Raw genomic sequence first — 26,490 nt, 5'->3', positions numbered from 1 at the left:
GGCAAACAGGCTTCCGCGAAACTGCGGATGCCCCAATGAACCGGAGCCTCCGTCCCCGCAGAGGAGTGCGCACTGGGCTCCTATAACCAGAAGCATCCTGGTGCGATGTCAATGAAATTGACGGGCTGCGTCCAAGGGGGTCTGGGCGTACGATGGATGGCCGCTGGCGTTGTAGCAATATCCTGCAGCTCTCCGTCCCGGGGAGCCGGGGCTTCGTGTTTTTTCACTCCCACTTTAATGTGCGTGAGAAATACAGGGCATGAACGAAAGACGAGAATTTCTCCGATAGAGATTAATCCGATCAAGAGCGTGGCTGGCAACGGCCTCGTTGTTATTTTTCGCAGCTTCATCCTTTTGTAATGTACTTGTCCAACAGAATAAAAATAATTTGCGTAGTTGGCACCAGGCCAGAGGCCATTAAAATGGCGCCGCTGATTATCGCATTGCGTAGCACCAGCTGGGCATCAGTGCGAATTGTTTCGACAGGACAGCATCCTGTTCTGGTCGAGAAGATGCTTTCTCATTTTTCGCTGGCTCCAGATATCATTTGTGAGGTGATGGCGCCAAACCAAAGCCTGTCGAAACTGACGATTCGGTTGCTTGGTGAACTGGATCGTTGTTTTCAGGCTGAAAAACCGGATATTGTGATTGGGCAAGGGGACACAACATCCGTAATGGCTGCAGCGCTTGCTGCATTCTATCTTCGCATTCCATTTGCGCACGTGGAGGCGGGCTTGCGAACCAGGGACTATGACAATCCATTTCCAGAAGAAATGAACCGTGTTGTGGTTGGAAATATGGCTCGGTGGCATTTTGCACCAACGGATATTGCTCGAAATAATCTCATTGAGGAAGGAAAAGCCGCCAATACCATTCATGTAACTGGTAATACGGTTGTTGATGCATTGCTCTATACGGCAGATCTTTGTCCATCACCGGTATCATCGGAATTTGAAAAATACAGAATGATACTGTTTACCGCACATAGAAGGGAGAATATCGGGGAACCTTTTTTTGAAATATGCCGAGCGGCAAGACATCTGGCTGATGTGCGGAATGACATCTTTATTCTCTTTCCGGTTCACCCGAATCCTGCCATAAAAAATGCAGCATATGCATATCTTTCGGATCATCCTAGGATTCGCCTTGTCCCGCCGCTTGATTATGTGGATTTCGTTGCGGCCATGAAATCTGCATTTTTCATACTGACTGACTCTGGTGGAGTCCAGGAAGAGGCGCCATCATTGGGAAAGCCTGTGCTTGTTTTGCGCAATGAAACTGAAAGACCCGAAGGCATAGACGCTGGAGTGACGAAGCTGGTAGGGTGTGATTTTGACTCCATTGTCAACTCATCGTTGCAGCTGCTTGATGATGATGCTCTCTATCAATCATTTTCATCGCGAAACTCCCCTTACGGCGATGGCCGTGCATCCGCAAGAATTGTGGATATATTGCAAGAGGCATTGACCAAAAGTAGCTATGCGCATTCTTCTGATCGCCTATGAGTTTCCTCCCATCGTCTCAGCACAGTCACTACGATGGTTCTATCTGGCGAATGAACTGGCAAGGCTCGGCGTAGAAGTGCATGTACTTTGTCCCGATATGCCCGCATTGCCACCCTTTCACCAGGATTTTGCGCCTGGAGTGATCATCCACCGGGTTTGGCCTGGGCCGTATGTTGGCTTTTCGCAGAGTGCCTATTTATATATATCCAGGCGATCACAAGGTGCTGGTGTTGTGGGCCCCATTGGCGGTGACTCCATTTGGCTAAAAATGCATCGCTGGGGGCGTCGTGCACTCGATCAGATCATATTTCCTGATCTGCGTACCGAATGGGTACCCACCGCATCTTTGCGTTTGATTCACTTGCTCAGAACGACGAAATTCAGTGCAATCGTGGCTTCCCATGAGCCCGGGGCCGACCTTCTTCTCGGCCTCCTGGCCAAACGGATCTTTCGAATTCCACTCATCATCGATCTTGCTGACCCGGTCGTTGCTCCTTATACGCCGCGCTGGCGTCAGCGAATTGATCTGGCCTTTGAGGCAAAAATTATCACCCATGCTGATGCGATGGTGGTGACGACAACGGCTGTTGTTGATCTTTTGAGAAAGCGCCATGACCTGCATGATGTTGACGGAAAATTCACATGCATCGCGCAGGGGTTTCCAAGTAAAAATAGTGGATTTATTGAAAACCGCGATCGATCGAAGTCTCTACGCCTTGTATATACCGGGAATTTTTACGCAGATTTCCGTTCGCCCGTCGAGCTGGCAATAGCGTTGCGATCGCTTCGTGATTTGGATATCTCAGTCGACTTTTACGGAAATCACGTCGCGTATCAATCACTGTTCGACGGTATTTCAGGCATCAAATTTCATGGGGTTGCCGATCATGGGAAATGCATTTTGGCACAGCAGAATTGCAATGTGCTGCTTAGCATTGGCAATAGCCAGCCATTCCAGATTCCAGGAAAGATTTATGAATATCTTGGTGCAGGCACTCCTATATTGCATATTTCCAGTGCGGCCACGGATGAGGCCGGAGCGCTGATCATGCGAGTCTGCGCGGGATGGGTTATCCAGAACAATGCAGCTTCAATTGAGCATACTCTTCGCGAAATTCATGCGTGCTGGTTGGGCGGGGCCCTGGAATCGATGTTTTTGCGGAATGAGAGTGCCATTGCCGAGTTTGCGTGGAGCAAGAGAGCAATTCATTACAAGGAGGTGATCCATAGAATTTTAGAAACCTCAAAAAATACCGGATCGGCAGATGATTCGGAACAAAAAAAGAAAAAGGAAATGTAGCTATGCGCATAGCCGTGGACATCAGCATGCTTGAAATACCCGGTTCAGGTATTGCGAGGTACATAAAATGCCTGCTGCCGTTGATGATTGAGCAGAGTCAAGGCCGGCATCACTGGTTGCTCTATGGAAGGGTTTGTCCAGCGGCTCATTATGTCCAGCTGCCGAATGTGACTTGTCGATCCGATTACTTTCCCCGTGATGTCGGAAGGATCGCCAGTCTGTTCTTCTCGCAAGTCATCTGGGGGAGCATTGATCAGCCCGATGTCTACTGGAGTCCCGCGCATAGATTGCCGTGGTCGTTACCACGAAAAACAGCCACAACAGTGACCGTTCATGATCTTTGCTGGCTGAAGCAGCCAGAAACAATGCGCCGCGTCACATACTGCCTGGACCGCTTCTTCATGCCTCGAAGCCTTGCGGCCGCTCAACAGATCATCGCGATCTCGGAATCAACGGCGGAGGATATCAAACGGTATTTTGGGGAATCGGTCCGGAAAAAAGTGTCAGTTGCAACCGAAGGCGGGGCGCATATGCCCCCCCCATTGCCGCTCGTTCATTTAAGGAGCTTGGGTATTGAAAGGCCATATGTACTGTTTGTGGGCAGCTTCGAGCCCCGAAAGAATTTGGCAAGATTGCTGCAGGCTTTTCGACGCATGATCGACCGTACGGAGGCCAAAATTCTTTTGGTGCTGGTGGGGGCTGCGAGCTGGGGCCGAAATTCCGTGAAGAATGATATTGAAGCCCTGGGGATCAGGGACAAGGTGGTCATCCTGGAAAATGTTGATGATCAGGTTCTGTCAACACTGTATCGGCATGCGCAATGCTTGGCTGCGCCGTCTCTTCTGGAGGGCTTTTGTTTGCCGGTAGCGGAAGCAATGTCATTTGGAACCCCGGTGCTGGCTTCCGTATCGTCAGCATTTCCAGAAGTGGTTGGGCGAGGAGGTGTACTCGTAGATCCCCTCAATGTGGATTCAATTGCTGACGGACTCGCCAGACTCATCACCAACGAAGACTTGAGACAGGAACTCAGCGAGCATGCACTCAGGCACTCTTCGAGTTTTTCGTGGGAGCGAGCGGGATTGGCGACGCTGAAGATCCTAGAAAGCGCGCATGAAAACCAAGTGCAGAGAAGTATGAGTCCGGGTCGTGATGGAGTATCCTAGATCTCTGATCTATCGATGATGAATAATATTGGTCTGGTTGACCGTGATGGTTTACCTCGTCAGCAGTTTTTGCAAACGCGAGAAATGAATACAAGCGATTCCAATGCAATGAAAAATCAACGTTCCTGGCGCATTGGCATCTTTGGCACGTTTGATGTTCAAAATTATGGTGATCTGCTTTTTCCGATCATTGCTGAACTGGAGCTTTCTCAAAGGCTCGGGAACATTGAACTCGTCCCCTTCTCTTATCACGCCAAATCTTCGCAGGATTGGCCATATGGGGTGGAATCACTTGCGGACCTGCCCCGCATGGCCAGTGGTCTTGATGCGATCCTGATCGGCGGCGGTTTTATTGTACGTTTTGATAAATTCATCGCCCCTGGATATGAGCCGCCGGTAGCGTGGATTCAACATCCCACAGGATACTGGCTGACCCCGGCATTGCTTGGTGCACAACATGGTGTTCCGGTGATATGGAATGCACCGGGCATGCACTGCAACGATATACCAAGCTGGAGCCATCCGCTACTTTCTCTGGCTCTGGAGTGCAGTACTCATATTGCAGTACGAGACGAGCCCTCGAAAACCGCGCTCATGCCATTTGTTGACCCGCAGCGTGTGCATGTGATGCCTGATACAGCATTTTCAATTGGACGCTGTTTGAAATCTCATTCTGGAACCGATGAGGCAGATGCAATCCTCAAGTACTTGGGCCTCAAGACGCCCTACATAGTTATTCAAGCGACTCAAAATCTCGAGCGATTTACTGATTATGTCAAGAAATTTCGAGTTGAGCTGCCGAACCTTAGTTTCCTTCTCCTCCGCCTTGGCCCCGTGCTTTGTGACCACGAATCGTTCATCGATGCTGATCTCCCAGGTACTTTCTGTCTCGGTGAATGGCCGTCGCCAATGGCCCTGGCATCATTGATCAGCGGATCCGAGGCTGTTGTGGGGCACAGCTATCATCTTGCGATCACAGCATTGTCGTGTGGTATTCCGGTGTTCAGTTCCAGTGATCTTTCCCAAGGAAAATTCACGGCACTTTCCAAATACAGCTCCGTGCATCCGCTGCCGCCGGCAGGCTGCGATGATCCCGAATGGCTGTCCCAGCGGATTGGCCGAAAAGAACCTTCGCAGTTGGCCATGGAGGCAAATGATGTGCTGGAAAATTACTGGGATCATGTTGCCGATATGGTTCGGAGTGGCAAGACCGATTCCATGGTCGTCATGAATGCTTTTTGGATGTCACTGCCTGGCATTCTTGAACGTGAATCTCGACGGGCTGGAGCCACCAGGTCAGAATCCCCCGGGGAACTGCAAGATTTTGAGGCTCGTTTGAGCGACAGCAAAAATTTGCTTGATGCAGCAAAAACGCAGTTGGTCGACGCATCGGAGAGGTCGCTCGAGCTTGAAAAAAGGCTGCTTGAAATGCAGGAATCCATTTCCTGGAGAATGACTGCTCCCTTGCGCAGTGCGTGGCGCTGGGTGCAAGGTTTGTCTATCTGAAGCAAATTAACACTATTTTCTCATGAAGACATATTCAGAGCCGCAGGAAAATTCCTCCGCGAACTCCGTGCGCACCACCAGCAATGGGGGCTGCGAATGCTTCCCCGGTTGCGCGTGCTGTGACGAAATAGCTGCAATGCGGCAGACTATGCAGCAAATTGAACGGGAGTTGATCCTCGGCAAGGAGACAATTGCGTCTCGAGACATTGCCATTGATTGGCTAAAAAAAGAGGTTGACGCCGCGAGGATGACGTTGGAGTGGCGTCGCAAAAGCCTGAAATATCTGCTTGTCGACCTTATATATCTGCTGGCCGACCGTTCGACGCTGGCCCGTACGCTTGGCAATATGCTTTTGCCAAGGCGCATTAAAAGAAGGCTGCATGCGGAATCGATAAACAATCAGTTGCAGGGAGTTCCATCCCAGCATGTACCAGCCATGCCACTGCTCGGTAAGGTATGCAATGGGAAAATTGATATTGTTTGTTTTGCCAATATTGAGTGGTCTGCCCGGTATCAAAGACCACAGCAGATGATGTCTCAATTTGCTGGCCATGGTCACCGTGTATTTTATATTGTCCGCTCAAAAATGCCTGCGCGCGGCGCTCCCTATGAGTTGAGGCAGGTAGCCGAAAAAATATTCGAAGTGAGCCTTGCATTTAATGAATATGAGGATTTCTATTCGGAGCGAATGTCGCCTTCCAATCGAAGGGCTGGGAACGAGTCATTTTCCCGCTTGGCGCTTGATGCGGAAATAAGGGCAGCCTTGGTTGTTGTTCATCTGTCTTACTGGACGGCGTTGTCCATTGATCTGCAGAAATCACGTTCCTGGCGTGTGCAATATGATTGCATGGATGAATGGGCTGATTTTCCAGATATTGGAGTGCAACTTGTAGAGGAAGAAGAAATACTGGTTAAACATGCAGATTTGGTAACGGTCACGGCATCCATTCTAGAAAAAAAATGGATGCAAAAAAATACAAAATGCCTCCTTGTCCGAAATGCGGTGGACTATGATTTTTTTGCAGACCGATGTGTGGAAAATGGCTTGCTTGCTCACTTGGGAACACCAGTTATTGGATTCTACGGCGCCTTGGCCCCTTGGATAGATTTCTCCCTGCTGCGTTTCTTGGCAGAAAATCGCCCCAATTGGAGTTTTGTGCTAGTCGGCGATTGTTTTGTCAAAGATATGGCTGGGCTTGACAGGATGCCCAACGTGCATCTCACGGGTCGAAAGCCTTATGAAGACATGCCTCGCTATCTCCATGGCTTTGATGTATGCCTTATTCCATTCAAGTTGAACAAGGTTACGCATGCGGTCGATCCGGTGAAATTCTACGAATTCATGAGCGCGGGGAAGCCTGTTGTGAGCGTGCCACTTGAGGAAATGGCCATATATCAAGATTATGTGTACTTCGCCTCTGAGTTTGAGGATTTTCTTGAAAAAATTGAAACAGCTTTGGCCGAGAGTAACCCGGATTTAAAGAGTCGAAGAATTGGTCTGGCCAAAGAGAATGATTGGCGGCATCGCTACCTTGCGACCGATGAGGCCATCAAGGCGCTATATGGAAGGTGCTCAATTGTGATCGTGAGCTATAACAACGTCGAACTCACAAAACAATGTATCGAAAGCATATTTTCCCGGACCACTTATCCCAACTATGAGGTAATTGTTGTTGATAATGCTTCTTCTGATGGTACAGAAGACATGTTGCGACAGATGCAGATCCAGCACGCAACGGTAAAAGTGGTTATTAATAATAGCAACAGAGGTTTCGCAGCGGCGAATAATCAGGGAATTGCGTTGGCAGAGGGGGAGTATATCGTATTGCTTAATAATGATACTGTGGTCGCCAATGATTGGCTGGAAGCAATGCTTCGGCACTTGCAGAACGAGAATATAGGGATGGTCGGGCCCGTCACCAATTCAATCGGAAATGAGGCAAAGATAGATACAAACTACCTCAACCTGGAGCAGATGCATGACTTTGCTTCTCGCTATACCCTTGCGCATGCTGGACGCCATTTCGACATCTCGATGCTTGCAATGTTTTGCGTGGCAATGCGGCGCGATGTTTTCAATGAAATTGGAGCGCTGGATGAGATGTTCGGTCTTGGGATGTTTGAGGATGATGACTACAGCCGAAGAATGCACGTTGCCGGCTATCGCACAGTGTGCGCGGAAGATTCCTTTGTTCATCATTACGGGCAGGCATCGTTTGGGAAATTGATTGAAACAGGGGAGTATCAGGCCCTCTGGGATAGAAACCAGGCTTACTTTGAAGGCAAATGGGGCGCTTGGAAGCCACACACGCACAACCGCAATCGGCAGGAGACGGAATGAAATCCGATGACGAAATTACTGCCGCCCATTGGTCGAAGAATGTGGCGAGTTCAGATGCTTTTTCACCCCAAGTCTATTGGCTCGCTGTACCGGCTGTTCAGCAGCGTTTTCAGCGGCTTGCCTGTAGGGGAACAGATCATCGCTGGTGGGTGGAATACTGTCTGGGCGAATTCCTGCGCCGCTCGACATCCTCGGCCAGAATGCTGAGCATTGGCTGTGGCAGCGGTACCTTGGAGCGCGACCTTTTTCGGCTGAATGCATTTTCCGAGTGCGACGCAATTGATATCGCATCCGGTGCCATTGATATCGCCCGGAAGGAAGCGCATTTGATTGGTGCTTCCAATATCAACTATCACGTACAGAATGTTCAGGAAACCCCGCTGGGCGAGAGTATTTACGATGCGGTCTGGTTTAATGGCTCCTTGCATCATATCAAGCAACTGGAATCGGTTTGTGAGTCGGTTCGGGTCGCCCTGAAACCTGGGGGGTGGGTATTTTTTAATGAGTATGTTGGGGCGAACCACTTCGCTTTCTCAGAACGCCAGCGTGAGGTCATTGAAAATGCATTCCGATTGTTGCCTCCGGAATATCGTCGATCATTTCAGCCGGAACATTTTGGGAAAGTACAGTTGAAGGTTCAGCTTCCTGATCCAGCAGACGTGATCAGGGTGGACCCTTCCGAGGCAATTCGATCACAAGATATCCGTGCGGTTCTGTCTGATTACTTTGTTGAACATGCATTTAATTCTTGTGGGGGCAACATTTTGCAATTCGCCCTGCACGGAATCGCAGGTAATTTTGTAGAAACTGACTCACGCTCAATGGCACTGCTGCAGATGCTGTTTGATATTGAAGACACGCTATTGGAAAATCAATTTTTTGCGACTGATTTTGCGGTTGGGGTCGTGCGGGTTCCGTAGCGGAATGAGGGTGATGCAGAATTTCATTCGTCAGGGGTATTGGATATCGGGGTGCTTGCTTCGATTCCTAAATCGACGATACCAAGAAATGAATTGCTTCCGTGAGCTACTGTGTCAAAACTCAAGATACCTACTTGTTTGTCAATCAGCAGCGAGGTCTCTTCGGTGCGGCCATTCATCAGCTTGATGGTGACGTGATATCGACCGGCCGCCAGGATCGCTGGAAAGTGGAAAGTAATGGTTCCCTCTCGCCAATCGCTTTCCACATTGGAGTAAGGGAGGTCGAAGTTTTTTCCGCCAACCACGAGCAGCCGGGCTTCCTGGATGGTAATGCTGATGTTCGGCAGTAAAACAGATTTGCTGACCCTATACCCGATGGCAATATCAATCGTCTCACCGTAGGCAAATGATGAGTAGTGACTCTCGGTATTGGTGAACCTAGCTGAAATAATTTCACCTTCTTCTGTCCCAAATGCGATGCGGGCTTCGTTCAGTTCTTTTTTTCTAGCGACCGATGTCTTCCCGCCGCTGGCCCACCGGCGTTGTTCATCTCGCATATCCAGCAAATACATTTCGGATATTGTCTCCGGGGTTCCAGATGCCTTTAACATTCCTTCGGTGAGATAAATTGCGGTGTTGCAAAATCTCTTGATCATGCTCATGTCATGAGATACAAACAGCAGAGTCGTCCCTTTTTCTGCCAGCTTTTCTAGCCGTCCCAGGCATTTGAATTGAAAAGACGCGTCACCGACGGCAAGGGCTTCGTCGACGACCAGTATGTCGGGTTCTACGCAGACGGATACCGAAAATGCCAGGCGTACGAGCATTCCACTCGAATATGTCTTGGTTGGCTGATCGATGAAATCCCCGATATTGGCAAAATCGGCTATCTCATCAAAGCGAGCATCTATTTCTGCCCGCTTCAATCCAAGCAGTGCTCCATTAAGATAGACATTTTCACGGCCGGTGAATTCTGGGTTGAACCCTGAACCCAGTTCCAACAAAGCAGCGATTTTCCCGTGAGCCAGAACCTGCCCCGACGTGGCGCGAAGTGTATGGCAGATCAGTTGAAGAAGGGTGGATTTTCCACTTCCGTTTCGGCCAATGATACCGAGGGCTTCCCCTTTGCGGACGCGAAATGAGATATCTTTCAGTGCCCAAAATTCGCGAAACCGCTGCTGCCCAGCGAAAGGTAGCATTTGCAGTAGGCGGTCTTGCGGCTTGTCATAAATTTGATAGCATTTGCTGATTTTTTCGACTTCAATGGCGAATTCAGAGGACATCAGAAAATCCCTCGCGACTTTTCTGAAATAAGCAGAGGCTCGATATTGCAAAGATAGTGGAGAAAATAACCGATTCTCCCCATTCAATAAAATTTGGTATGCCTCCCCAAAAAATTACCATGCGTGCATTTTCAATCACTTGCGCCAAGGGGTTCATTCCCATCGCCTGATGCAACTCCGGAGGCAGGGCGCTTGTCGGGTAAAAGACGGGCGTCAAGAACATGAGTGGCAGCAATAGCGCTGAAATAATATGAGTAATATCCCGAAAATATACACCGAGAGCACTGAGAATCCAGGAGAGCCCGAGTATGCAGAGGAGTAGAGGAAGTAAAATGACCGGAAAAATAATGCATGACGCAGGTGGTGCTCCCATCGTCAATCCATAGAAGGCCAACCATACGGCAGAACTGACAAGCATGTGAAAAATGCCCACACCCAAGCTTATCCAGGGCAGGGCTTCAAGGGGAAATTTTATTTTCTTGACGTAGTTTGTATTGGTGACAATCAATGCTGGTGCGCGGAGCACGCACTCCGAGAATAGATTGAAAACTGTCATGCCAATAAAAATAAGCAATGCAAATTCGATGGGTGATTCCTTCCCCCCAGGCCAGCGAACTGTAAATACCTTTGTGAATACGAGCGTGTAGACGGCAAGGGTAAATGCAGGATTGATTATTGACCAAATCAATCCAATAGTAGAACCTCGATAGCGGGAATGGATTTCTCTTTGAATTAATGAGAAGATAAGTTCCCTGTGTGTCCAGGGAATAAATAGATTGACGAGATAAAAAAATGACTGCCTGGTCATGTATTGCCAATGGTTGCGAACTTGGCGTTAAAACCGCGTCCCGGTGATTGTTTTCAATGCTTCGTTGAAAACTAGCGAAACCAGAGATGACTGTGCATTGAGCGAGAAAGCAGGTCAAGCTGCGTAGTCGTGCAATTCCATCTCCACGCCTGCGGGCCACATTGAACTGACGGATCCAGGCTGATAAAACGTCACAGTCACGCTCCGCCGGGATTGGCTGGCTCGCTCTGAAACCCGTGTCACCTCATGCCAGGAATTGTCTGACCTCACAAAGGTGGCTGAATTCCCGATGACCGGATTCACCAAGGCGGCAATGTCTTTTGCATCGGAAGAATTGAGGATGGCGAGGCAACCTCCGTCCGTGGGGTGCCACTTGTGGTTGAAATAAAAGACATGGGTAACCATTTTTTCAGGAAGATCGCGATGGGGGCCGAGAAGTCCGCCACGGCCATAGTGGTACACATGCGCCTCCATCGGAAGGCTAGTCAAGTCAAGGCCGGTGATTGACGACATCGCCATCCGGTATTCAGTGGAAAGCAGGTCTTTTGCCAGTTGCTGCCATGGAAGACTCAGGAATTCGGCATGCGATATGGTTTGCTCGCCCATTGGAATCAGAGAACGGGCGTCATACCGGTAATCTTTCTCTCCTCCATAAGCCTCAATGGTCCGGAAGTGATCGTGAGGATAGGTTTCGGAAAGCGCAGCGCAATCGGCCTGTGAATAGAGATTCGATATTTCAGCCCATCTAAAAGGCTGAGTGTTCATGCGACATTCCCTAATTTTTGAAAAATCGATCATGGTCTGATAACTGATGATGAAAAGAGAAGGTTGGTGAAGCGTTGACAACGTGGAGAAGAGAGTTTTTTCGCGCGGTCGAAACAGTATGCACTTCGCTTCGCCGCCCGTCCGAGGCCGCAGATTCGCACGGCGCGACGGTTGTGTGAAGGCCTTCTCGCCGGATTTTTCAGTAGGGGGCGTTGTCCGTGCCCCGACCCTATCAAGCGTGCCGCTGTTGCCGCGCTGTGATCATTCAGGAGAGGATGAGAGGCGAACGCGGCCATGGACATGCTTGATTGACGGGCTCAGGTCGAGCCATTTTGACCCGCCAGCTGAATCGCTCCGGATTTCCACGGGTTTTCGTTCGCCGGATGGGTGGGACTGCGCTAAGCGGTTCCGTGCGCACATCCATCCCGGCGCCCTCCAGTCACAGATGTCCGAAGCACGGCCTTGGTACGCGGCGGGAGCCTGACGTCAGAGCGCCCAATCCGTGTAAGTCGGCGCTCATCGAAAGAGTTGGCGCGTGTGGGGCATAACCGCGCCGCCCATCCCCCGTGGCATCGCGCCTGGGCGCCACCATTGGCAATCGCAGTCCATTGCCCAGCAAGGCTGGTCCACCGCAGAACGAAAGGGCTCTGGCGCTACGCTGGCGATAGAGTTGGACAACGTTCCTGTGGGGCATGCAAAAACCGCATGTGGTCACGCGGATTTCTTCGTTGGCGAAGCAGGAGGGGACTTCTAAGGTGGCTGCGTTCTTCCGCCTCTTGCTTTTGCCAACCCTCTCCGCTTCCGAAAGCCATTGCCCATGTCTGCAGTCCTCACACCCACTCCTGCCATTCACACTCTTGTCCCCAACGCCCAGCCCCGGCGCAAGGACTGGTTCGACGCCCCGGCGGCCCGCCCCACGGTCGAGGCCGAGCGCCGCCACCGGCAGGAGACGCTGGCCGTGGCCTTCCGGCTGTTTGCGCAGCAGGGCTTCAACTACGGGCTGGCCGGCCACATCACCGCGCGCGACCCGGAGTGGACGGACCACTTCTGGGTGAACCCCCTGGGCCTGCATTTCTCGCAGATCAAGGTGTCCGACCTGCTGCTCGTGAACGCTGCCGGCGAGATCGTGGTGGGCCAGGGCCCACTGAACCGCGCGGCGTTCGCCATCCACGCCGCGCTGCACGAGACGCGCCCCGACATCGTGGCCGCCGCGCACACGCATTCGACCTACGGCAAGGCCTGGTCGTCGCTGGGCCGCAAGCTCGATGCGCTCACACAGGACTCGTGCATCTTCTATGAAGACCACGCGCTGTTCGACGACTTCACCGGCGTGGTGCTGGAGACCGATGAGGGTTTTCGCATCGGCGAAGCCCTGGGCGCGCAAAAGGCCGTCATTTTGCAGAACCACGGCATCCTGACGGCAGGCCCGTCGGTGGAGGCCGCCGCGTGGTGGTACATCGCGCTGGAGAACGCCTGCCAGGCCCAGCTGCTGGCCGAAGCCGCCGGCACCCCCAAGCCCATCCCGCACGAGATCGCGCAGCGCACGCATTCGCAGATCGGCGGGCCGGGTGGTGCGCAGTTCGCGTTCAAGAGCCTGTTCGACATCATCGTGCGCGACCAGCCCGAGGTGCTGCAGTGAATGCGCCACTGACCCGGGGGCAGGCCGCACGCGCGCTGGCGGTGGAGTTCGGTGCGCGCGCCGCGGTGCACGACCGCGATGCGAGCTTTCCGCACGCCAACTTCGCCGAGCTGCAGCAGGCCGGCCTGCTGGCCCTGGCCGCGCCGCGGTCGCTGGGCGGGCAGGGCGCGTCGGCCGCGCAGCTGGCCGAGGTGATCGGCGCCATCGGCCAGGGCTGCCCGGCCACGGCGCTGGTGCTGACCATGCAGTACATCCAGCAGCGCGGCATGGGCCGTCCCGGCTCGCCCTGGCCGCAGGCACTGGCGCAGCAACTGGTGAATGAATCGGTGCATGAGGTCTCACTGATCAACGCACTGCGCGTAGAGCCCGAGCTGGGCTCGCCCGCGCGCGGCGGCCTGCCGGCCACGGTGGCGCGGCACACGGCCGAGGGCTGGCGCATCAGCGGGCACAAGGTGTATTCGACCGGCGCGCCCATCCTGCGCTGGTATGTGGTGTGGGCCCGCACGGACGAGGCCGCGCCGCGCACCGGCGCCTTCCTGGTGCGAGCGGGCCTGCCCGGCATCCGCATCGAGGAAACCTGGGACCACCTGGGCCTGCGCGCCAGCGGCAGCCACGATGTGCACCTGCACGATGTGCTGATCCCCCACGCACACGCACTGGACCTGCGCCTGCCGCAGGACTGGGCCCGCGGCGAGCCCGCCATGCAGGCCGAGATGACGGTGATGCTGGCCGCGCTGTACACCGGCGTGGCACGCGCCGCGCGCGACTGGCTGGTGCAGTTTCTGCGGGAGCGCGTGCCCGCCAGCCTGGGCGCGCCGCTGGCGACCTTGCCCCGCGCGCAAGAGGCCGTGGGCCGCATCGAAGGCCTGCTGCTCACCAACGACCGCCTGATCGCCAGCCTGGCCCACGACCTGGATGCCGGCACGCTGGTGCCCACCGTGGACAGCGGCCTGGTCAAGGCCCTGGCCACGCGCAACGCCATCGAGGCCGTGCAGGCCGCGCTGGAGCTGACCAGCAACCACGGCCTGGCGCGCAAGAACCCGCTGGAGCGCCACCTGCGCGATGTGCTGTGCGGCCGTGTGCACACGCCGCAGGACGACAGCGCCTATGTTGCCGCGGGCCGCAGGGCGCTGGCCGTGGGGGCCGCATGAGCGCGGTGCTGACTGCGCATGACCCTGGCAGCGGGAACGTCGATGCACGTGACGACACGGACGCCAGGGTTGATGCGGATCGCTGGGTCGTTCTGAACCAGATAGGCCCCGAAGCCGATGCGCTGCTGGGCTCGTCAGGCTTGCCCATCGTGCTGACCGCCGACGACGCCGCAGTGCCCGCCTGGGAGCGCGCTGCCGATGTGGACATCCTTTTCACCGGCCCGCGCAACGGCTGGCGCCAGGCGCCGGCCACCGCACCCGCAGGCTGGCCCGGGCGGCTGAAATGGGTGCACGTGGCATCTGCCGGCATCGACTTCTTCCCGCCCTGGCTGCTGCAGGTGCCGCAGGTGACCTGCTCGCGCGGCGTGGCGGCCGTGCCCATTGCCGAGTACGTGCTGACCGCGCTGCTGACGCACCAGCGCGCATGGGACACGCTGCAGGTGTCGGGCGCCGGGCCGTGGCGCGAGACGTTTGCGCGGGTGGACCAGCACCTGCCCGGCACGCTGCAGGGGCGGGCGCTGGGCATCGCGGGCTACGGTGCCATCGGGCGCGAGGTGGCGCGGCTGGCGCAGGCCTTGGGCATGCAGGTCACGGTGCTGCGCCGCGGCGGAGCGAATGTGCAGGGCGATGATGGTGTGCGCACCGCCTCCTCCATCGAGCAGCTGCTCGCGGCCTCGGACCACCTGGTGCTGGCCCTGCCCATCACCGCGCAGACCTACCACCTCATCAACGCCGCCACCCTGGCGCACGCCAGGCCCGGGCTGCACCTGGTGAACATTGCGCGCGGGGCCCTGGTGGACCAGCAGGCGTTGCTGCATGCGCTGGACAGCGGCCGCCTGGCGGGCGCCACGCTGGACGTGACCGACCCCGAGCCGCTGCCCGACGGCCACCCGCTGTACACCCACCCGCGCGTGCGGCTCACGCCCCATGTGTCGTGGGCGGCGCAGGGCGCGGCGCAGCTCACGGCCCGCAAATTCGTGGCCAACCTGGCGCGCCATGTGGAGGGGGAGCCGCTGCAAGACGTGGTGGACGGGGCGCGCGGGTACTGATGCCAGGTCGCGCGGGCGGGCAGGGTCCGCACGCGGCCAGTGCCTGCATGCGAAAACCGCATATGGATGGTCGCAAGCCTTCGTTGCTGGAGCGCGGGCCCGGTGATGCAATGGCAGCCAGAGTCCCTTCAAAGTGCCAAACCCATTTCACACCCGACCACCATGCTGCGCCGCCAATTCCACCATCTGCTGACCGCCTCCGTTGCCGCCAGTTCGTTCCTCTCACCCGTGCTCACCCACGCCCAGCAGCGCGTGTTGCTGCGCGCTGGCGACCAGAAGGGCGGGTTGCAGGCCCTGCTCGACGCTGCGGGCGAACTGAAGAACCTGCCCTACGACATCAAGTGGAGCGAGTTCCCGGCCGCCGCGCCGCTGGCCGAAGCGCTCAACGCCAACGCCGTGGATTTCGGACCCATCGGCGATGCGCCGCTGCTGTTCACCCTGGCGGCGGGCAGCCGGGTCAAGGCCTTTGCGGCCAGCCGGTCGGATGCGTACGGCACCGCCGTGCTGGTGGCGCCCCACTCGCCGCTCAAGACGGCTGCCGACCTCAAGGGCAAGAGCATCGCCACCAACCGCGGCTCCATCGGCCACTTCGTCACGCTCAAGGTGCTCGAATCCGCCGGGCTCAAGGCCGACGACGTGCAACTGCGCTTCATCCCTCCACCGGACGCCAAGCTCGCGCTCACGCAGGGTTCGGTGGACGCCTGGGCCACGTGGGAGCCCTACACCGCGCTGGCCGAGACCAGCGGCCATGCGCGCGTGCTGGTCAGCGGCCGGGGGTTGTGGACGGGCCTGTCCTTCCTGGCCGCCACCGACGCGGCGCTGGCCGAAAAGCGCGCCGTGCTGCAGGACTTCAAGGAGCGCGTGGCGCGCGCCCAGGTGTGGTCCTACCAGAACGCCAAGCCGTTCGGCCAGTCGCTCGCCCGCATCATCGGCATCCCGGCCGACGCCGCGCAACTGCAGTTCGAGCGCCGCGCCACGCGCTGGCAGGACATCGACGCCCAGGTGCTGGCGGACCAGCAGAAGACGGCCGACTTCTACCTGGCGGCCGGCCTGATCAAGCAGCGGCTGGATGTGCGGGGCACCTTCGACACCAGCTTCAACCTGGCCAAGGGCTGAGGCCCGCGCAGGCGTGTCTGTCGGGCAAGTCCGGCGCCCCCTGGGCGCGGATGCCGCGCGTGCCAGTGCTGGCCGGTGAATTCGTCCGAACCACCGGGCGGCCGGCGGCTCAGGGCCGCGCGGCGGTTTGCGGGCCATTGGCGGGTGTGCCTGCACCGTGGCGCGCGCCGCCCCACAATCGGGTCATATGACCTCTTCTTCGACGATGCTGCGGCTGATCAGCCTGGCAGCTTTCTGCAGCATGGCGTCCATGCGTGTGTGCGACCCCATGCTGGTGTCCCTGTCCCATGAGTTCCATGTCACCACGGGCGATGCCTCCGCCGTGGTGGCGGCCTTCGCGGTGGCCTATGGCGTGCTGCAACTCGTCTACGGACCGCTGGGGGACCGGCTGGGCAAGCTGCAGGTGATCATTGGCGCCACGTCAGCCTGCGCGGTGTTCAGCGCGGCCACCGCGCTGGCGCCCAGCTTCACCGCGCTGGTGGTCGCGCGTGCGGCCATGGGGGCGGCGGCGGCGGGGATCATTCCGCTGTCCATGGCCTGGATCGGTGACGAGGTGGACTATGGGCAGCGGCAGGAGACGCTGGCGCGCCTCATGGTGGCCACCGTCACGGGGATGATGGCCGGCCAGTGGTTTGGCGGCTTTGCCACCGAAACCCTGGGCTGGCGTGGCGCGTTCGCCGTGCTCTCGGTGCTGTTCATGACGGCGGCGGTGCTGCTGCTGCGCCGCCTGCGGGCCGGCGGGGCCGCAGCGGCGCACCCCGCGGGCGCGCAGGAGCCTGGGGCCGGGTTTTCGCTGGCGGCCTACCTGGCCAGCACCCGGAACCTGCTGCGCATGCCGCGCGTGCGCTGGGTGCTCGCGGTGGTGTCCATCGAGGGGGCGCTGGCCTTTGGCACGCTGGCCTTCGTGCCCGCGCGCCTGGTCGACGGTTTCGGCCTGTCGGCCTCGGCGGCTGGCGGCGCGATGGTGCTCTATGGCGTGGGCGGGCTCCTCTACAGCATGTTCGCCCGCCGGTGGCTGGCCGCGCTCGGCGAACAGGGGCTGGCGCTTGCCGGGGCCTCCCTGATCGCCAGCGGCCTGTTGCTGCTGGCCTGGGCGCCGTGGGTGGCGTGGGCGGTGCTCGGGTGTTTCCTGGCGGGCATCGGTTTCTACATGCTGCACAACACGCTGCAGGTGCAGGCCACGCAGATGGCGCCGCAGGCGCGCGGCACGGCGGTCACGCTGTTTGCGTGCCTGCTGTTCCTGGGCCAGTCGCTCGGGGTGCTCGCCGTGGCGTTCAGCGTGGACCGGGGATGGCTGCCGCCCGTGTTCTCGGTGGCGGCGCTGGGGATCTTCGTGCTGGGTTTCCTGGTGTCGCGCCGGGTGCAGCGGCGCGGCGCCGTCGCGGGCGCCTGAGGGTGCCGGGGTTCGCGAAGCGGTGGCGCTTCGCCTGTAGACTGCATGCACTTTGTGCCTGGGCGCCAGCCCCTGCTGCCGCCGCGCCCCATCCACCATGAACGATTCCCCGCCCGCCACCGTGCTGCCATTTCCCCGCGCCGAGGGCGCCATGAGCGAGAAGGTGCGCCGCTACGACTGGGCGGGCAGCGCGCTGGGGCCCATGCAGGCATGGCCCGCCACGCTGCGCTACTGCGTCGAGGCCCTGCTCGCGTCGCGCTTTCCGTCATGCCTGGTCTGGGGGGCGCAGTTCACCACCATCTACAACGATGCGTTCCGCCTGATATTGGGCAACAAGCCCGAGGCGCTCGGGCGCTCGTTCAAGGATGTGTGGAGCGAGGCCTGGCCCACCATCGGTCCCATCGCCGAGCGCGCCTATGCCGGCGAAGCCACGTTCATCGAGGATTTCCCGCTGGAGGTGAACCGCTACGGCCACCCCGAGCAGGCCTATTTCACGTTCTGCTACAGCCCGGTGCGCGACGAGCACGGCGCGGTGGTGGGCATGCTGGACACCGTGATCGAGACCACCAGCAAGTTCAACGCGCTGCGCCAGTGGCGCGATGTGGCGGCGTCGCTGGAGCAGCAGGTGGCGCAGCGCACGGCCGACCGCAACCGGCTGTGGCAGCTCTCGGACGACGTGCTGCTGGTGGCCCGCCTGGACGGCACCATCACCGCCGTGAATCCCGCCTGGACCGCGACGCTGGGCTGGTCGGAGGCCGAGACCGTGGGCCATCCGCTGGCGGCCTTCGCCCATGGGCACGACATGGCGCAGGTGCAGGACGAAATGGCCCTGCTGGCCACCGAGCCCACGCGCCGCCAGATCACCGCGCGCTACCGCCATCGCGACGGCGGCGAGCGGTGGATCGCCTGGACCGCCGTGCCCAGCGAGGGCTTCATCCAGGCCGTGGGCCGCGACACCACCGAGGAGCACCTGCGCAAGGAGGCGCTCAGCAACGCCGAGGAGCTTTTGCGCCAGAGCCAGAAGATGGAGGCCGTGGGCCAGCTCACCGGCGGCATCGCCCACGACTTCAACAACATGCTGCAGGGCATCGTGCTGCCGCTGCAGCTCATCCGGCAGCGCATTGCCCAGGGGCGCCATGACGAGGTGGGGCGCTACATCGAGTCGGGCCTGGCGGCGGCCAAGCGAGCGGCGTCGCTCACGCAGCGCCTGCTGGCGTTCTCGCGCCGCCAGCCGCTGGATTCCCGGCCCGTGGACCTGGTGTCCTCGCTGGGCGGGCTGGAGTCCATGCTCAAGACGACGTGCGGCGAGAACATCGCGCTGCAGCTGCACCTGCCGCAGGACCTGTGGCCCGCGCTGACCGATGCCCACCAGTTTGAGAGCGCGGTGGTCAACCTGGCGATCAATGCGCGCGATGCCATGCCGGGCGGCGGTGCGCTGTACATCGCGGCCGACAACGTGCATGCCGACGCCGCCACCGCGCAGGCCACGCCGGGGCTGGAGCCGGGCGACTACGTGCGCGTGACGGTGCGGGACACGGGCACCGGCATGACGGGCGATGTGATCGCGCGCGCCTTCGATCCGTTCTTCACCACCAAGCCGCTGGGGCAGGGCACGGGGCTGGGGCTGTCGATGATCTACGGCTTCATGCGCCAGTCCGGCGGCCTTGCGGTGCTGGACAGCGCCGTGGGGCTGGGCACCAGCGTGGCGCTGTATTTCATGCGGTCGCAGCACGAGGCGATGGCCGAGCTGCTCGAGCCGGTGGCCAATCTCTCCAGCGCGCGCCGACCCGATTCCACCCTGGTGGTGGAAGACGACGACACGGTGCGCACGCTGGCCGTGGAACTGCTGCGCGACATGGGTTTCCATGTGATGGAGGCCGCCACCGGCAGCGCCGCCATGGCCCTGCTCTCGGGGGCGGTGCACTTTGACCTGCTGGTGTCCGACGTGGGCCTGCCCGGCCCCAACGGCCGCCAGGTGGCCGACTATGCGCGCGAGAAGTTTCCGTCCATCAAGGTCATCCTGATGACGGGCTATGCCGAGCAGGCGGCCATGACGCCGCAGTTCCTCGGCGCGCAGATGGAGCTGCTGGTCAAGCCCTTCGATGCCCAGACCCTGGTGGGCAAGGTCAACGCGGTGATGGGGCACGGCCCGCGAGACGCCTGAGGGCCATCGCCGGGACGGCCTGCCGCGCGCGGGCCGTCAGATACCGGCTTCATACCAGCCCTTGCTGCGGTTGACGGCGTGCACCACCAGCAGCATCACCGGCACTTCGACCAGGACACCCACCACGGTGGCCAGCGCCGCGCCCGAGTGCAGTCCGAACAGGCTGATGGCGGCGGCCACGGCCAGCTCGAAGAAGTTGGATGCGCCGATCAGCGCCGACGGGCAGGCGATGCTGTGTTTTTCGCCCACGGCGCGGTTCAGGCCGTAGGCCAGCGCGGAGTTGAACAGCACCTGGATCAGGATGGGCACGGCCAGCAGGGCGATCACCAGGGGCTGCCGCAGGATGGCCTCGCCCTGGAACGCGAACAGCAGCACGAGGGTGGCCAGCAGCGCGGCGATGGACCACGGGCCGGTGCGCGCCATGGCCGCCTGGAAGGCCGCTTCGCCCCGGCGCAGAAGCCGCCTGCGCAGCCACTGCGCGATCGCCACCGGGATCAGGATGTACAGCACCACCGAGGCAAGCAGCGTGTCCCACGGCACGGCGATGGCCGACAGGCCCAGCAAAAAGCCCACCAGCGGCGCGAACGCCACGACCATGATGCTGTCGTTGAGCGCCACCTGCGACAGCGTGAACAGCGGGTCTCCGCCCGTGAGCCGGCTCCACACGAACACCATGGCCGTGCAGGGCGCGGCCGCCAGCAGGATCAGCCCGGCGATGTAGCTGTCGATCTGCTCGGCGGGCAGCCAGGGGGCAAACCAGTGGCGGATGAACAGCCAGCCCAGCAGGGCCATCGAAAACGGCTTGACCAGCCAGTTGACGAACAGCGTCACGCCAATGCCCCGCAGGTGCTGGCGCACCCCGGCCAGCGCGCCGAAGTCCACCTTCAGCAGCATGGGGATGATCATGACCCAGATGAGCAGGCCCACCGGCAGGTTGACACGCGCCACCTCCAGCGCGCCCACCGCGCGGGCCGCGCCCGGCAGCCATTGGCCGAGCGCAATGCCCGCCACGATGCACAGCAGCACCCACACGGTGAGGTAGCGCTCGAACACCGCCATGCCGGCGGCCGGGGCGGACTGTGAAGGGTTTTTGGGGTGCATGGGGATGTCAGTGCGCGGGCAGTTCGCGGGCAGGGGTCGTCGGCGTGGGTCCCGTTCGGGTCAGCAGCACTTGTTGGGGTTGGTGGCCGTGGGGCCGCAGCAGGCGGCCCGGCCCGGCTCGGGGATTGAGGGCGCGCCCGTGGGGCAGCAGGCGGCCTGGGCGGGCTGGGCCGCGGCTTCGTTGAACACGGGAATGTTGCCCAGCGTGTGGAAGTGTTCCCACGCCACGCCCTGCGGGTCGGTGATCCAGTGCTTGTCGCTGCGGGCATAGCAGCAGGTGGTGGCGCCTTCGTCCAGCAGGGCCATGTCGGCGCCCTGGGCGCGCGCCTTCAGCTCGGCCAGTTCGCCGGCCTCGTCCACCTGGAAACCCAGGTGGTCCACGCCGGGCTTGTCGCCGCGGGTGGAGATGGCGAAGTTCACGCGCGGGTCTTCGAGCATCCATTTGGCGTAGTCGGCCTCCACGCGCGCGGGGCCGGCCGCGAACAGCCGGGAATAGAACGCGATGCTCTTGGCGAGGTCATCGACATGCAGGTGGACGTGGAATCGCTTCATGGTGGCTTCCTTTCGGCCGTGGGCCGTGGCGTGGGTTGTGGGTCAGCAATCGCAGGCGGCGGTGGCGGTGCCGGGCAGGCAGGCGGCGCCCTGGCAGCAGTTCTCGGTCAGGTAGGCCAGCAGCTCGTTCATCGTGGCAAACGATGCGCGGTAGATCAGGTTGCGGCCCTGGCGCTCCTGGCTCACCAGGCCCGCGTGGGTCAGCTCCTTGAGGTGGAACGACAGCGTGTTGGGCGCAATGCCCAGCTGTTCGGACAGCGCCCCGGGCGTGAGCCCGTCCTGGCCGGCCACCACCAGCGCGCGGAACACGCGCAGGCGCACTTCCTGGGCCAGGGCGGCGAGGGATCGGATGACGTCGGGTTCTTGCATGATTCGATATTACAACAAAAGTTGAAATATAGAATCGTTCTTGGGAGATCATTTTCAAGCCTTCATGAAAAAGCAGGAAAATTGGCGAATTGCGCTGAATGGTATTGCGCCAGATGCTATGCAATTAGGAGCGGTGAAGGTAGACCTATCACGGTCTTCATAACCTGTGGATCTAATCACCCGATTTTTCAATCGTTTGTGAACTTACGATTCGCCGATACAGTCCCGCATCCCATTCCTCACCGCGCGCCACGGACCATCGGCATGTCCTGTGACGCGCCACTGCTTTTTCATGATCGACTTACGGGGTATCACCCAAACCTACCAGGGCTCACAAGGCCCGGTCGAGGCTCTCAAGGGCATCGACCTTCACATCACGCCGGGCGAAGTGTTCGGCATCATCGGCAAGAGCGGTGCGGGCAAGAGCTCGCTGGTGCGCGTCATCAACCTGCTCAACCGCCCCACCACGGGCCAGGTCATCGTCAATGGCCGCGACCTGACCCAGCTGGGCGATGCCCAGCTGCGCGATGCCCGCCGCGAGATCGGCATGGTCTTCCAGCATTTCAACCTGCTGTCCTCGCGCACGGTGTTCGACAACGCGGCCCTGCCGCTGGAACTGGCGGGCATGGACAAGGCCGCCATCCGCGAACGCGTGAACCCGCTGCTGGAGCTGGTGGGCCTGTCGGCCCTGGCCCAACGCTACCCGGCGCAGATCAGTGGCGGCCAGAAGCAGCGTGTGGGCATTGCGCGCGCGCTGGCCAGCCGCCCCAAGGTGCTGCTCTCGGATGAAGCCACGTCCGCGCTCGACCCCGAGACCACGCGCTCCATCCTCGACCTGCTGCGCCAGGTGAACCGGGAGCTGGGTCTCACGGTGGTGCTCATCACGCACCAGATGCAGGTCATCAAGCAGGTGGCCGACCGCGTGGCCGTGATCGAGGCCGGCCGCATCGTGGAGCAGGGCCGCGTGCTGGATGTCTTCACGCGCCCGCAGCAGCCCATCACCAAGAGCCTGATCGACGAGATCCTGCCGCAGGAGCTGCCCGCCAGCGTGCTCGGCCACGTGCGCACGCTCGCAGTTCAGCTCGCTGCCACGGCACCGGACCGCACGGGCCAGCTGCTGCGCCTGTCGTACGCAGGTGACAGCGCGTACCAGCCCATCCTGTCGCAGCTCATCCGCCAGTTCGGCGTGGACATGAGCATCCTGCACGGCCAGGTGGACGAGATCCAGGACGAGACCTTCGGCTCGCTGGCCGTCTATGCCAGCGGCGAGGCCGACCGCCTGCGTGGCGCCGTGGCGCACCTGCGCGCCAGTGGCGTCGCCGTCGAAGAAGTGGCCGTACCGGCTTGAGGAAGGGAAAAAACATGTTCGACAACTTCACCCCGGCCATGCTGGACCTCTTCGCATCGTCGCTGTGGGAAACGCTGGTCATGGTCGGCATCTCCGGCCTGGTCGGCGGCCTGCTGGGCGTGCCGCTGGGCGTGTTCCTGCGCCTCACCGACCAGGGCGGCGTGCTCGAAAACGGGCCCGTCAACAAGCTCGTGGGCTGGCTGGTCAACGCCGTGCGCTCCACGCCCTTCATCATCCTGCTCGTGGCCATCATCCCGTTCACGCGCTTCATCACCGGCTCGTCCATCGGCACGGCCGCGGCCGTGGTGCCGCTGACCATCGCCGCCGCCCCGTTCGTGGCGCGCCTGGTGGAGGCCGCGCTGCGCGAGGTGGACCACGGCCTCGTGGAAGCCGCCCAGGCCATGGGCGCGACCACCAGCCAGATCGTGTGGAAGGTGCTGCTGCCCGAGGCGCTGCCCGGCATCGTGGCGGGCCTGACCATCACCTTCGTGAGCCTCACGGGCTACTCGGCCATGGCCGGCGCCATCGGCGGCGGCGGCCTGGGTGACCTGGGCATCCGCTACGGCTACCAGCGCTTCCTGCCCGAGATCATGCTGGCCGTGGTGCTGGTGCTGATCTTCTTTGTACAGGCCGTGCAGAGCCTGGGCGACTGGGCGGTGCGCAGGCTCAGCCACCGCTGACCCCAGGCGCCAGCCGCCTGTTGATTGCTATCTAATTGATAGCTATTGGCGCTTGATGGTAAAGCGCTTGCGGCTGCTTTTGCTGCAAGTTTGGTGCGGGGCTGTGCCCGCCACCGGATGCTTCATTCCGCAGAGATCCGGTGGTCCGCCACCAGCCTGGCAAAACGCGCCGTGTCGCTGGCGATCTGCTGGGCCATCTGCGCCGGGGTGTTGCCGACGGGCTCGGCGCCGATGTCCAGCATGCGCTTCCTGAAGTCGGCCGACTGGATCACCTTGACCATTTCGGCGTTGAGCCGTTCCACGACCTCGGGCGGCGTGCGCACGGGCGCGAGCACGCCGAACCAGGTGCCGATGTCGAAGCCCGCGAAGCCGCTCTCCTGCAGGGTGGGCACGTCGGGCAGCGCGGACGACCGCCTGGCCGTGGTCACGGCCAGCGCGCGCAGCTTGCCGGCCTTGATGTGCGGCAGCACGGGCGTCACGGTGTCGAACGACATCGATACCTGGCCGCCCAGCAGGTCGGTGGTCAATGGCCCGCTGCCCTTGTAGGGCACGTGCAGCAGCGGCTGGCCGATGGCCGTGGCGAACTGCGTGCCGATCAGGTGCTGCGCGGTGCCCGCGCCGTTGGAGCCGTACGAGAACTTGTCGGGCGCGGCCTTCACCAGGGCCACGAGTTCCTTCACGTCCCTGGCGGGCGTGGCGGCGGCCACGGCGAGCACGTTGGGCACCAGTGCGACGGTGGTGATGGGTGCGAAGCTCTTCTGGAAGTCGTAGCCGAGCTTCTTGTACACGCTGGTGGCGATGGTGTGGTGCACCGCGCCCATCAGCAGCGTGTGGCCGTCGGCAGGTGCCTTGGCCACGTAGTCGGCGCCAATGGTGGCGCCCGCGCCGCCCCGGTTTTCCACGATGACCGGCTGGCCCAGTGCCACGCCCAGCTTTTCGCCCAGTGCGCGCGCCAGCACGTCGGTGGTGCCCCCGGCCGCGAACGGCACGACGATGGTGACGGGCTTGGCGGGCCAGGCCGGGGCCTGTGCATGGGCCTTTGTGCCGGGCAGCAGGCAGGCGGCTGCGGCGACCGCCGCCAGGGCCATCAGGTAAGGGCGGCGCAGCGGCTGGGCGATGCAGGTGGGATGGGGGGTAGGGCGGCGCATGGTTTGTCTCCGAAAGGGTGGTTGTGCGGCGGGTGCATGGCCTTTGTGGCCTTGTTGTTCTGCCCGCCGGGGGCAAGTGCGGTCAGGCGGCTTTGCGCGCGGCCGGTGCGCTGCTGATGAGCGCGCACACGGCATCGGTCACCTGCGCCGTGGTGGCCGTGCCGCCCAGATCGCGGGTGTGCAGGGCGGGGTTGGCGGTGACCTGCTCGATGGCCTGCATCACGGCGCGGGCCGCCTCGGCCTCGCCCAGGTGCTCCAGCAGCATCACCACCGACCAGAAGGTGCCGATGGGGTTGGCCAGGCCCTTGCCCATGATGTCGAAGGCCGAGCCGTGGATGGGCTCGAACATGCTGGGGTAGCGGCGCTCGGGGTCGATGTTGCCGGTGGGCGCGATGCCCAGGCTGCCGGCCAGCGCCGCGGCCAGGTCCGAGAGGATGTCGGCGTGCAGGTTGGTCGCGACGATGGTGTCCAGCGTGGCGGGGCGGTTGACCATGCGGGCCGTGGCGGCGTCCACCAGTTCCTTGTCCCATTGCACATCGGGGAACTCGGTAGCCACCTGCGCGGCGATCTCGTCCCACATCACCATGGCATGGCGCTGCGCGTTGCTCTTGGTGATGACGGTGAGTTGCTTGCGGGGGCGCGATCGGGCCAGGCGGAAGGCAAAACGCAGGATGCGCTCCACGCCCACGCGGGTCATGATGGAGACATCGGTGGCGGCCTCGATGGGGTGGCCCTGGTGCACGCGGCCGCCGACGCCGGAGTATTCACCCTCGGAGTTTTCGCGCACGATGACCCAGTCCAGGTCCTGGGGTGTGCAGCGCTTGAGCGGCGCGTCGATGCCCGGCAGGATGCGCGTGGGCCGCACGTTGGCGTACTGGTCGAACCCCTGGCAGATCTTCAGGCGCAGGCCCCACAGCGTGATGTGGTCGGGGATGTCCGGGTCGCCGGCCGAACCGAACAGGATGGCGTCCTTGCCGCGCAGGGCGTCCAGGCCATCGGCCGGCATCATCGCGCCGTGGGCGCGGTACCAGTCGCCGCCCCAGCCGAAATTCTCGAACGCGAACTGCAGGCCGGGGTGCTGGGCGGACAGGGCTTCCAGCACGCGCTGGCCTGCGGGAATCACTTCCTTGCCGATGCCGTCTCCGGGAATGGTGGCGATTTGGTAGGTGGTCATGGGGTGTACAAAGAA

22 protein-coding genes are annotated in these 26,490 nt (G+C 60.5%); 14 read left to right on the top strand and 8 right to left on the bottom strand.

The window, feature by feature from the left end:
• Positions 1-422: 422 nt before the first annotated feature.
• From wecB to AC3RCE_RS15315, 6 genes are all read left to right on the top strand, one after another.
• Positions 423-1,505, top strand: a complete 1,083-nt coding sequence (gene wecB / locus AC3RCE_RS15340; protein ID WP_492253391.1) for a non-hydrolyzing UDP-N-acetylglucosamine 2-epimerase — start codon at positions 423-425, stop codon at positions 1,503-1,505.
• Positions 1,480-2,805 (top strand): glycosyltransferase, encoded by a 1,326-nt coding sequence (locus AC3RCE_RS15335; protein WP_492253390.1) that lies wholly within the window; start codon positions 1,480-1,482, stop codon positions 2,803-2,805. The genes wecB and AC3RCE_RS15335 overlap by 26 nt, the downstream gene beginning before the upstream one ends.
• Before the next feature lie 2 nt (positions 2,806-2,807).
• A complete protein-coding gene (locus AC3RCE_RS15330) occupies positions 2,808-3,968 on the top strand; it encodes a glycosyltransferase family 4 protein (RefSeq protein WP_492253389.1) in 1,161 nt (386 codons plus the stop codon).
• Positions 3,969-3,983: 15 nt separating this feature from the next.
• A complete protein-coding gene (locus tag AC3RCE_RS15325; protein WP_492253388.1) occupies positions 3,984-5,474 on the top strand; it encodes a polysaccharide pyruvyl transferase family protein in 1,491 nt (496 codons plus the stop codon).
• Between the two features lie 148 nt (positions 5,475-5,622).
• The gene (locus AC3RCE_RS15320; RefSeq protein ID WP_492253387.1) at positions 5,623-7,815 is read left to right on the top strand and encodes a glycosyltransferase; all 2,193 of its coding nucleotides are present in this window, start codon (positions 5,623-5,625) and stop codon (positions 7,813-7,815) included.
• Positions 7,812-8,735, top strand: coding sequence for a class I SAM-dependent methyltransferase (locus AC3RCE_RS15315; protein ID WP_218294664.1), 924 nt, complete (start codon positions 7,812-7,814; stop codon positions 8,733-8,735). The genes AC3RCE_RS15320 and AC3RCE_RS15315 overlap by 4 nt, the downstream gene beginning before the upstream one ends.
• 23 nt (positions 8,736-8,758) lie before the next feature.
• Here AC3RCE_RS15315 and AC3RCE_RS15310 read toward each other — a convergent pair whose 3' ends face one another.
• The 3 genes from AC3RCE_RS15310 to AC3RCE_RS15300 all read right to left on the bottom strand — a co-directional run bounded on the left by AC3RCE_RS15310 (position 8,759) and on the right by AC3RCE_RS15300 (position 11,624).
• Positions 8,759-10,018, bottom strand: coding sequence for an ABC transporter ATP-binding protein (locus AC3RCE_RS15310; protein WP_492253386.1), 1,260 nt, complete (start codon positions 10,016-10,018; stop codon positions 8,759-8,761).
• A complete protein-coding gene (locus tag AC3RCE_RS15305; protein ID WP_492253385.1) occupies positions 10,008-10,826 on the bottom strand; it encodes an ABC transporter permease in 819 nt (272 codons plus the stop codon). Before AC3RCE_RS15305 ends, AC3RCE_RS15310 begins: the two co-directional genes overlap by 11 nt.
• A gap of 114 nt (positions 10,827-10,940) precedes the next feature.
• On the bottom strand, positions 10,941-11,624 hold the full coding sequence (locus AC3RCE_RS15300; protein ID WP_218294667.1) for a 2OG-Fe(II) oxygenase: 684 nt from the start codon (positions 11,622-11,624) through the stop codon (positions 10,941-10,943).
• Between the two features lie 784 nt (positions 11,625-12,408).
• Between AC3RCE_RS15300 and AC3RCE_RS15295 the strand changes: the two genes are divergently transcribed.
• The 6 genes from AC3RCE_RS15295 (at position 12,409) to AC3RCE_RS15270 (ending at position 20,103) form a co-directional block, all read left to right on the top strand.
• Entirely contained in the window at positions 12,409-13,230 is an 822-nt protein-coding gene (locus AC3RCE_RS15295) for a class II aldolase/adducin family protein (RefSeq protein ID WP_492253384.1), read from the top strand.
• Entirely contained in the window at positions 13,227-14,381 is a 1,155-nt protein-coding gene (locus AC3RCE_RS15290) for an acyl-CoA dehydrogenase family protein (RefSeq protein ID WP_492253383.1), read from the top strand. Before AC3RCE_RS15295 ends, AC3RCE_RS15290 begins: the two co-directional genes overlap by 4 nt.
• Complete coding sequence (locus tag AC3RCE_RS15285; protein WP_492253382.1) at positions 14,378-15,430, top strand: NAD(P)-dependent oxidoreductase; 1,053 nt, start codon at positions 14,378-14,380, stop codon at positions 15,428-15,430. Before AC3RCE_RS15290 ends, AC3RCE_RS15285 begins: the two co-directional genes overlap by 4 nt.
• Positions 15,431-15,592: 162 nt before the next feature.
• Positions 15,593-16,546 carry an ABC transporter substrate-binding protein gene (locus AC3RCE_RS15280; protein WP_218294671.1) on the top strand — a complete coding sequence of 318 codons (954 nt, stop codon included), beginning with the start codon at positions 15,593-15,595 and terminating at the stop codon, positions 16,544-16,546.
• Positions 16,547-16,733: 187 nt separating this feature from the next.
• Positions 16,734-17,939, top strand: a complete 1,206-nt coding sequence (locus AC3RCE_RS15275; RefSeq protein WP_492253381.1) for an MFS transporter — start codon at positions 16,734-16,736, stop codon at positions 17,937-17,939.
• A 97-nt stretch (positions 17,940-18,036) separates the two neighbouring features.
• Complete coding sequence (locus tag AC3RCE_RS15270; protein WP_492253380.1) at positions 18,037-20,103, top strand: hybrid sensor histidine kinase/response regulator; 2,067 nt, start codon at positions 18,037-18,039, stop codon at positions 20,101-20,103.
• 36 nt (positions 20,104-20,139) lie between these two features.
• Here AC3RCE_RS15270 and arsB read toward each other — a convergent pair whose 3' ends face one another.
• Genes arsB through AC3RCE_RS15255 form a run of 3 tightly spaced genes read right to left on the bottom strand, consistent with a single transcriptional unit; the run spans position 20,140 to position 22,125 of the window.
• The gene (gene arsB, locus AC3RCE_RS15265; RefSeq protein ID WP_218294673.1) at positions 20,140-21,204 is read right to left on the bottom strand and encodes an ACR3 family arsenite efflux transporter; all 1,065 of its coding nucleotides are present in this window, start codon (positions 21,202-21,204) and stop codon (positions 20,140-20,142) included.
• Positions 21,205-21,264: 60 nt separating this feature from the next.
• Positions 21,265-21,756, bottom strand: coding sequence for an ArsI/CadI family heavy metal resistance metalloenzyme (locus AC3RCE_RS15260; protein WP_218294674.1), 492 nt, complete (start codon positions 21,754-21,756; stop codon positions 21,265-21,267).
• A 42-nt stretch (positions 21,757-21,798) separates the two neighbouring features.
• Positions 21,799-22,125, bottom strand: coding sequence for an ArsR/SmtB family transcription factor (locus AC3RCE_RS15255; protein WP_218294675.1), 327 nt, complete (start codon positions 22,123-22,125; stop codon positions 21,799-21,801).
• A 292-nt stretch (positions 22,126-22,417) separates the two neighbouring features.
• On the opposite strand from AC3RCE_RS15255, the gene AC3RCE_RS15250 reads away from it, so the two are divergent.
• Positions 22,418-23,473, top strand: coding sequence for a methionine ABC transporter ATP-binding protein (locus AC3RCE_RS15250; protein ID WP_218294676.1), 1,056 nt, complete (start codon positions 22,418-22,420; stop codon positions 23,471-23,473).
• 14 nt (positions 23,474-23,487) lie between these two features.
• Positions 23,488-24,153: a methionine ABC transporter permease gene (locus tag AC3RCE_RS15245; protein ID WP_218294677.1), complete on the top strand. Its 666-nt coding sequence runs from the start codon at positions 23,488-23,490 to the stop codon at positions 24,151-24,153.
• A 122-nt stretch (positions 24,154-24,275) separates the two neighbouring features.
• Here AC3RCE_RS15245 and AC3RCE_RS15240 read toward each other — a convergent pair whose 3' ends face one another.
• Both AC3RCE_RS15240 and AC3RCE_RS15235 read right to left on the bottom strand, forming a co-directional pair.
• The gene (locus AC3RCE_RS15240; RefSeq protein WP_369643915.1) at positions 24,276-25,241 is read right to left on the bottom strand and encodes a tripartite tricarboxylate transporter substrate binding protein; all 966 of its coding nucleotides are present in this window, start codon (positions 25,239-25,241) and stop codon (positions 24,276-24,278) included.
• A 142-nt stretch (positions 25,242-25,383) separates the two neighbouring features.
• Positions 25,384-26,475 (bottom strand): tartrate dehydrogenase, encoded by a 1,092-nt coding sequence (locus AC3RCE_RS15235; protein ID WP_218294678.1) that lies wholly within the window; start codon positions 26,473-26,475, stop codon positions 25,384-25,386.
• Positions 26,476-26,490: the final 15 nt, after the last annotated feature.

Source organism: Acidovorax sp. GW823-FHT05D11, assembly GCF_058795695.1.
This window is presented reverse-complemented; position numbering and strand designations above follow the sequence as displayed.

Excerpts from the sequence above, each read along its gene's own strand:
- AC3RCE_RS15270 (WP_492253380.1), top strand. The coding sequence starts at position 18,037 with ATGAACGATTCCCCGCCCGCCACCGTGCTGCCATTTCCCCGCGCCGAG.
- AC3RCE_RS15275 (WP_492253381.1), top strand. The coding sequence starts at position 16,734 with ATGACCTCTTCTTCGACGATGCTGCGGCTGATCAGCCTGGCAGCTTTC.
- AC3RCE_RS15255 (WP_218294675.1), bottom strand. The coding sequence starts at position 22,125 with ATGCAAGAACCCGACGTCATCCGATCCCTCGCCGCCCTGGCCCAGGAA.
- AC3RCE_RS15330 (WP_492253389.1), top strand. The coding sequence starts at position 2,808 with ATGCGCATAGCCGTGGACATCAGCATGCTTGAAATACCCGGTTCAGGT.
- AC3RCE_RS15315 (WP_218294664.1), top strand. The coding sequence starts at position 7,812 with ATGAAATCCGATGACGAAATTACTGCCGCCCATTGGTCGAAGAATGTG.
- AC3RCE_RS15260 (WP_218294674.1), bottom strand. The coding sequence starts at position 21,756 with ATGAAGCGATTCCACGTCCACCTGCATGTCGATGACCTCGCCAAGAGC.
- AC3RCE_RS15305 (WP_492253385.1), bottom strand. The coding sequence starts at position 10,826 with ATGACCAGGCAGTCATTTTTTTATCTCGTCAATCTATTTATTCCCTGG.
- AC3RCE_RS15300 (WP_218294667.1), bottom strand. The coding sequence starts at position 11,624 with ATGATCGATTTTTCAAAAATTAGGGAATGTCGCATGAACACTCAGCCT.
- AC3RCE_RS15280 (WP_218294671.1), top strand. The coding sequence starts at position 15,593 with ATGCTGCGCCGCCAATTCCACCATCTGCTGACCGCCTCCGTTGCCGCC.
- AC3RCE_RS15320 (WP_492253387.1), top strand. The coding sequence starts at position 5,623 with ATGCAGCAAATTGAACGGGAGTTGATCCTCGGCAAGGAGACAATTGCG.
- AC3RCE_RS15245 (WP_218294677.1), top strand. The coding sequence starts at position 23,488 with ATGTTCGACAACTTCACCCCGGCCATGCTGGACCTCTTCGCATCGTCG.
- AC3RCE_RS15325 (WP_492253388.1), top strand. The coding sequence starts at position 3,984 with ATGATGAATAATATTGGTCTGGTTGACCGTGATGGTTTACCTCGTCAG.
- arsB (WP_218294673.1), bottom strand. The coding sequence starts at position 21,204 with ATGCACCCCAAAAACCCTTCACAGTCCGCCCCGGCCGCCGGCATGGCG.
- AC3RCE_RS15310 (WP_492253386.1), bottom strand. The coding sequence starts at position 10,018 with ATGTCCTCTGAATTCGCCATTGAAGTCGAAAAAATCAGCAAATGCTAT.
- AC3RCE_RS15240 (WP_369643915.1), bottom strand. The coding sequence starts at position 25,241 with ATGGCCCTGGCGGCGGTCGCCGCAGCCGCCTGCCTGCTGCCCGGCACA.
- AC3RCE_RS15335 (WP_492253390.1), top strand. The coding sequence starts at position 1,480 with ATGCGCATTCTTCTGATCGCCTATGAGTTTCCTCCCATCGTCTCAGCA.
- AC3RCE_RS15250 (WP_218294676.1), top strand. The coding sequence starts at position 22,418 with ATGATCGACTTACGGGGTATCACCCAAACCTACCAGGGCTCACAAGGC.
- AC3RCE_RS15235 (WP_218294678.1), bottom strand. The coding sequence starts at position 26,475 with ATGACCACCTACCAAATCGCCACCATTCCCGGAGACGGCATCGGCAAG.
- wecB (WP_492253391.1), top strand. The coding sequence starts at position 423 with ATGGCGCCGCTGATTATCGCATTGCGTAGCACCAGCTGGGCATCAGTG.
- AC3RCE_RS15285 (WP_492253382.1), top strand. The coding sequence starts at position 14,378 with ATGAGCGCGGTGCTGACTGCGCATGACCCTGGCAGCGGGAACGTCGAT.
- AC3RCE_RS15295 (WP_492253384.1), top strand. The coding sequence starts at position 12,409 with ATGTCTGCAGTCCTCACACCCACTCCTGCCATTCACACTCTTGTCCCC.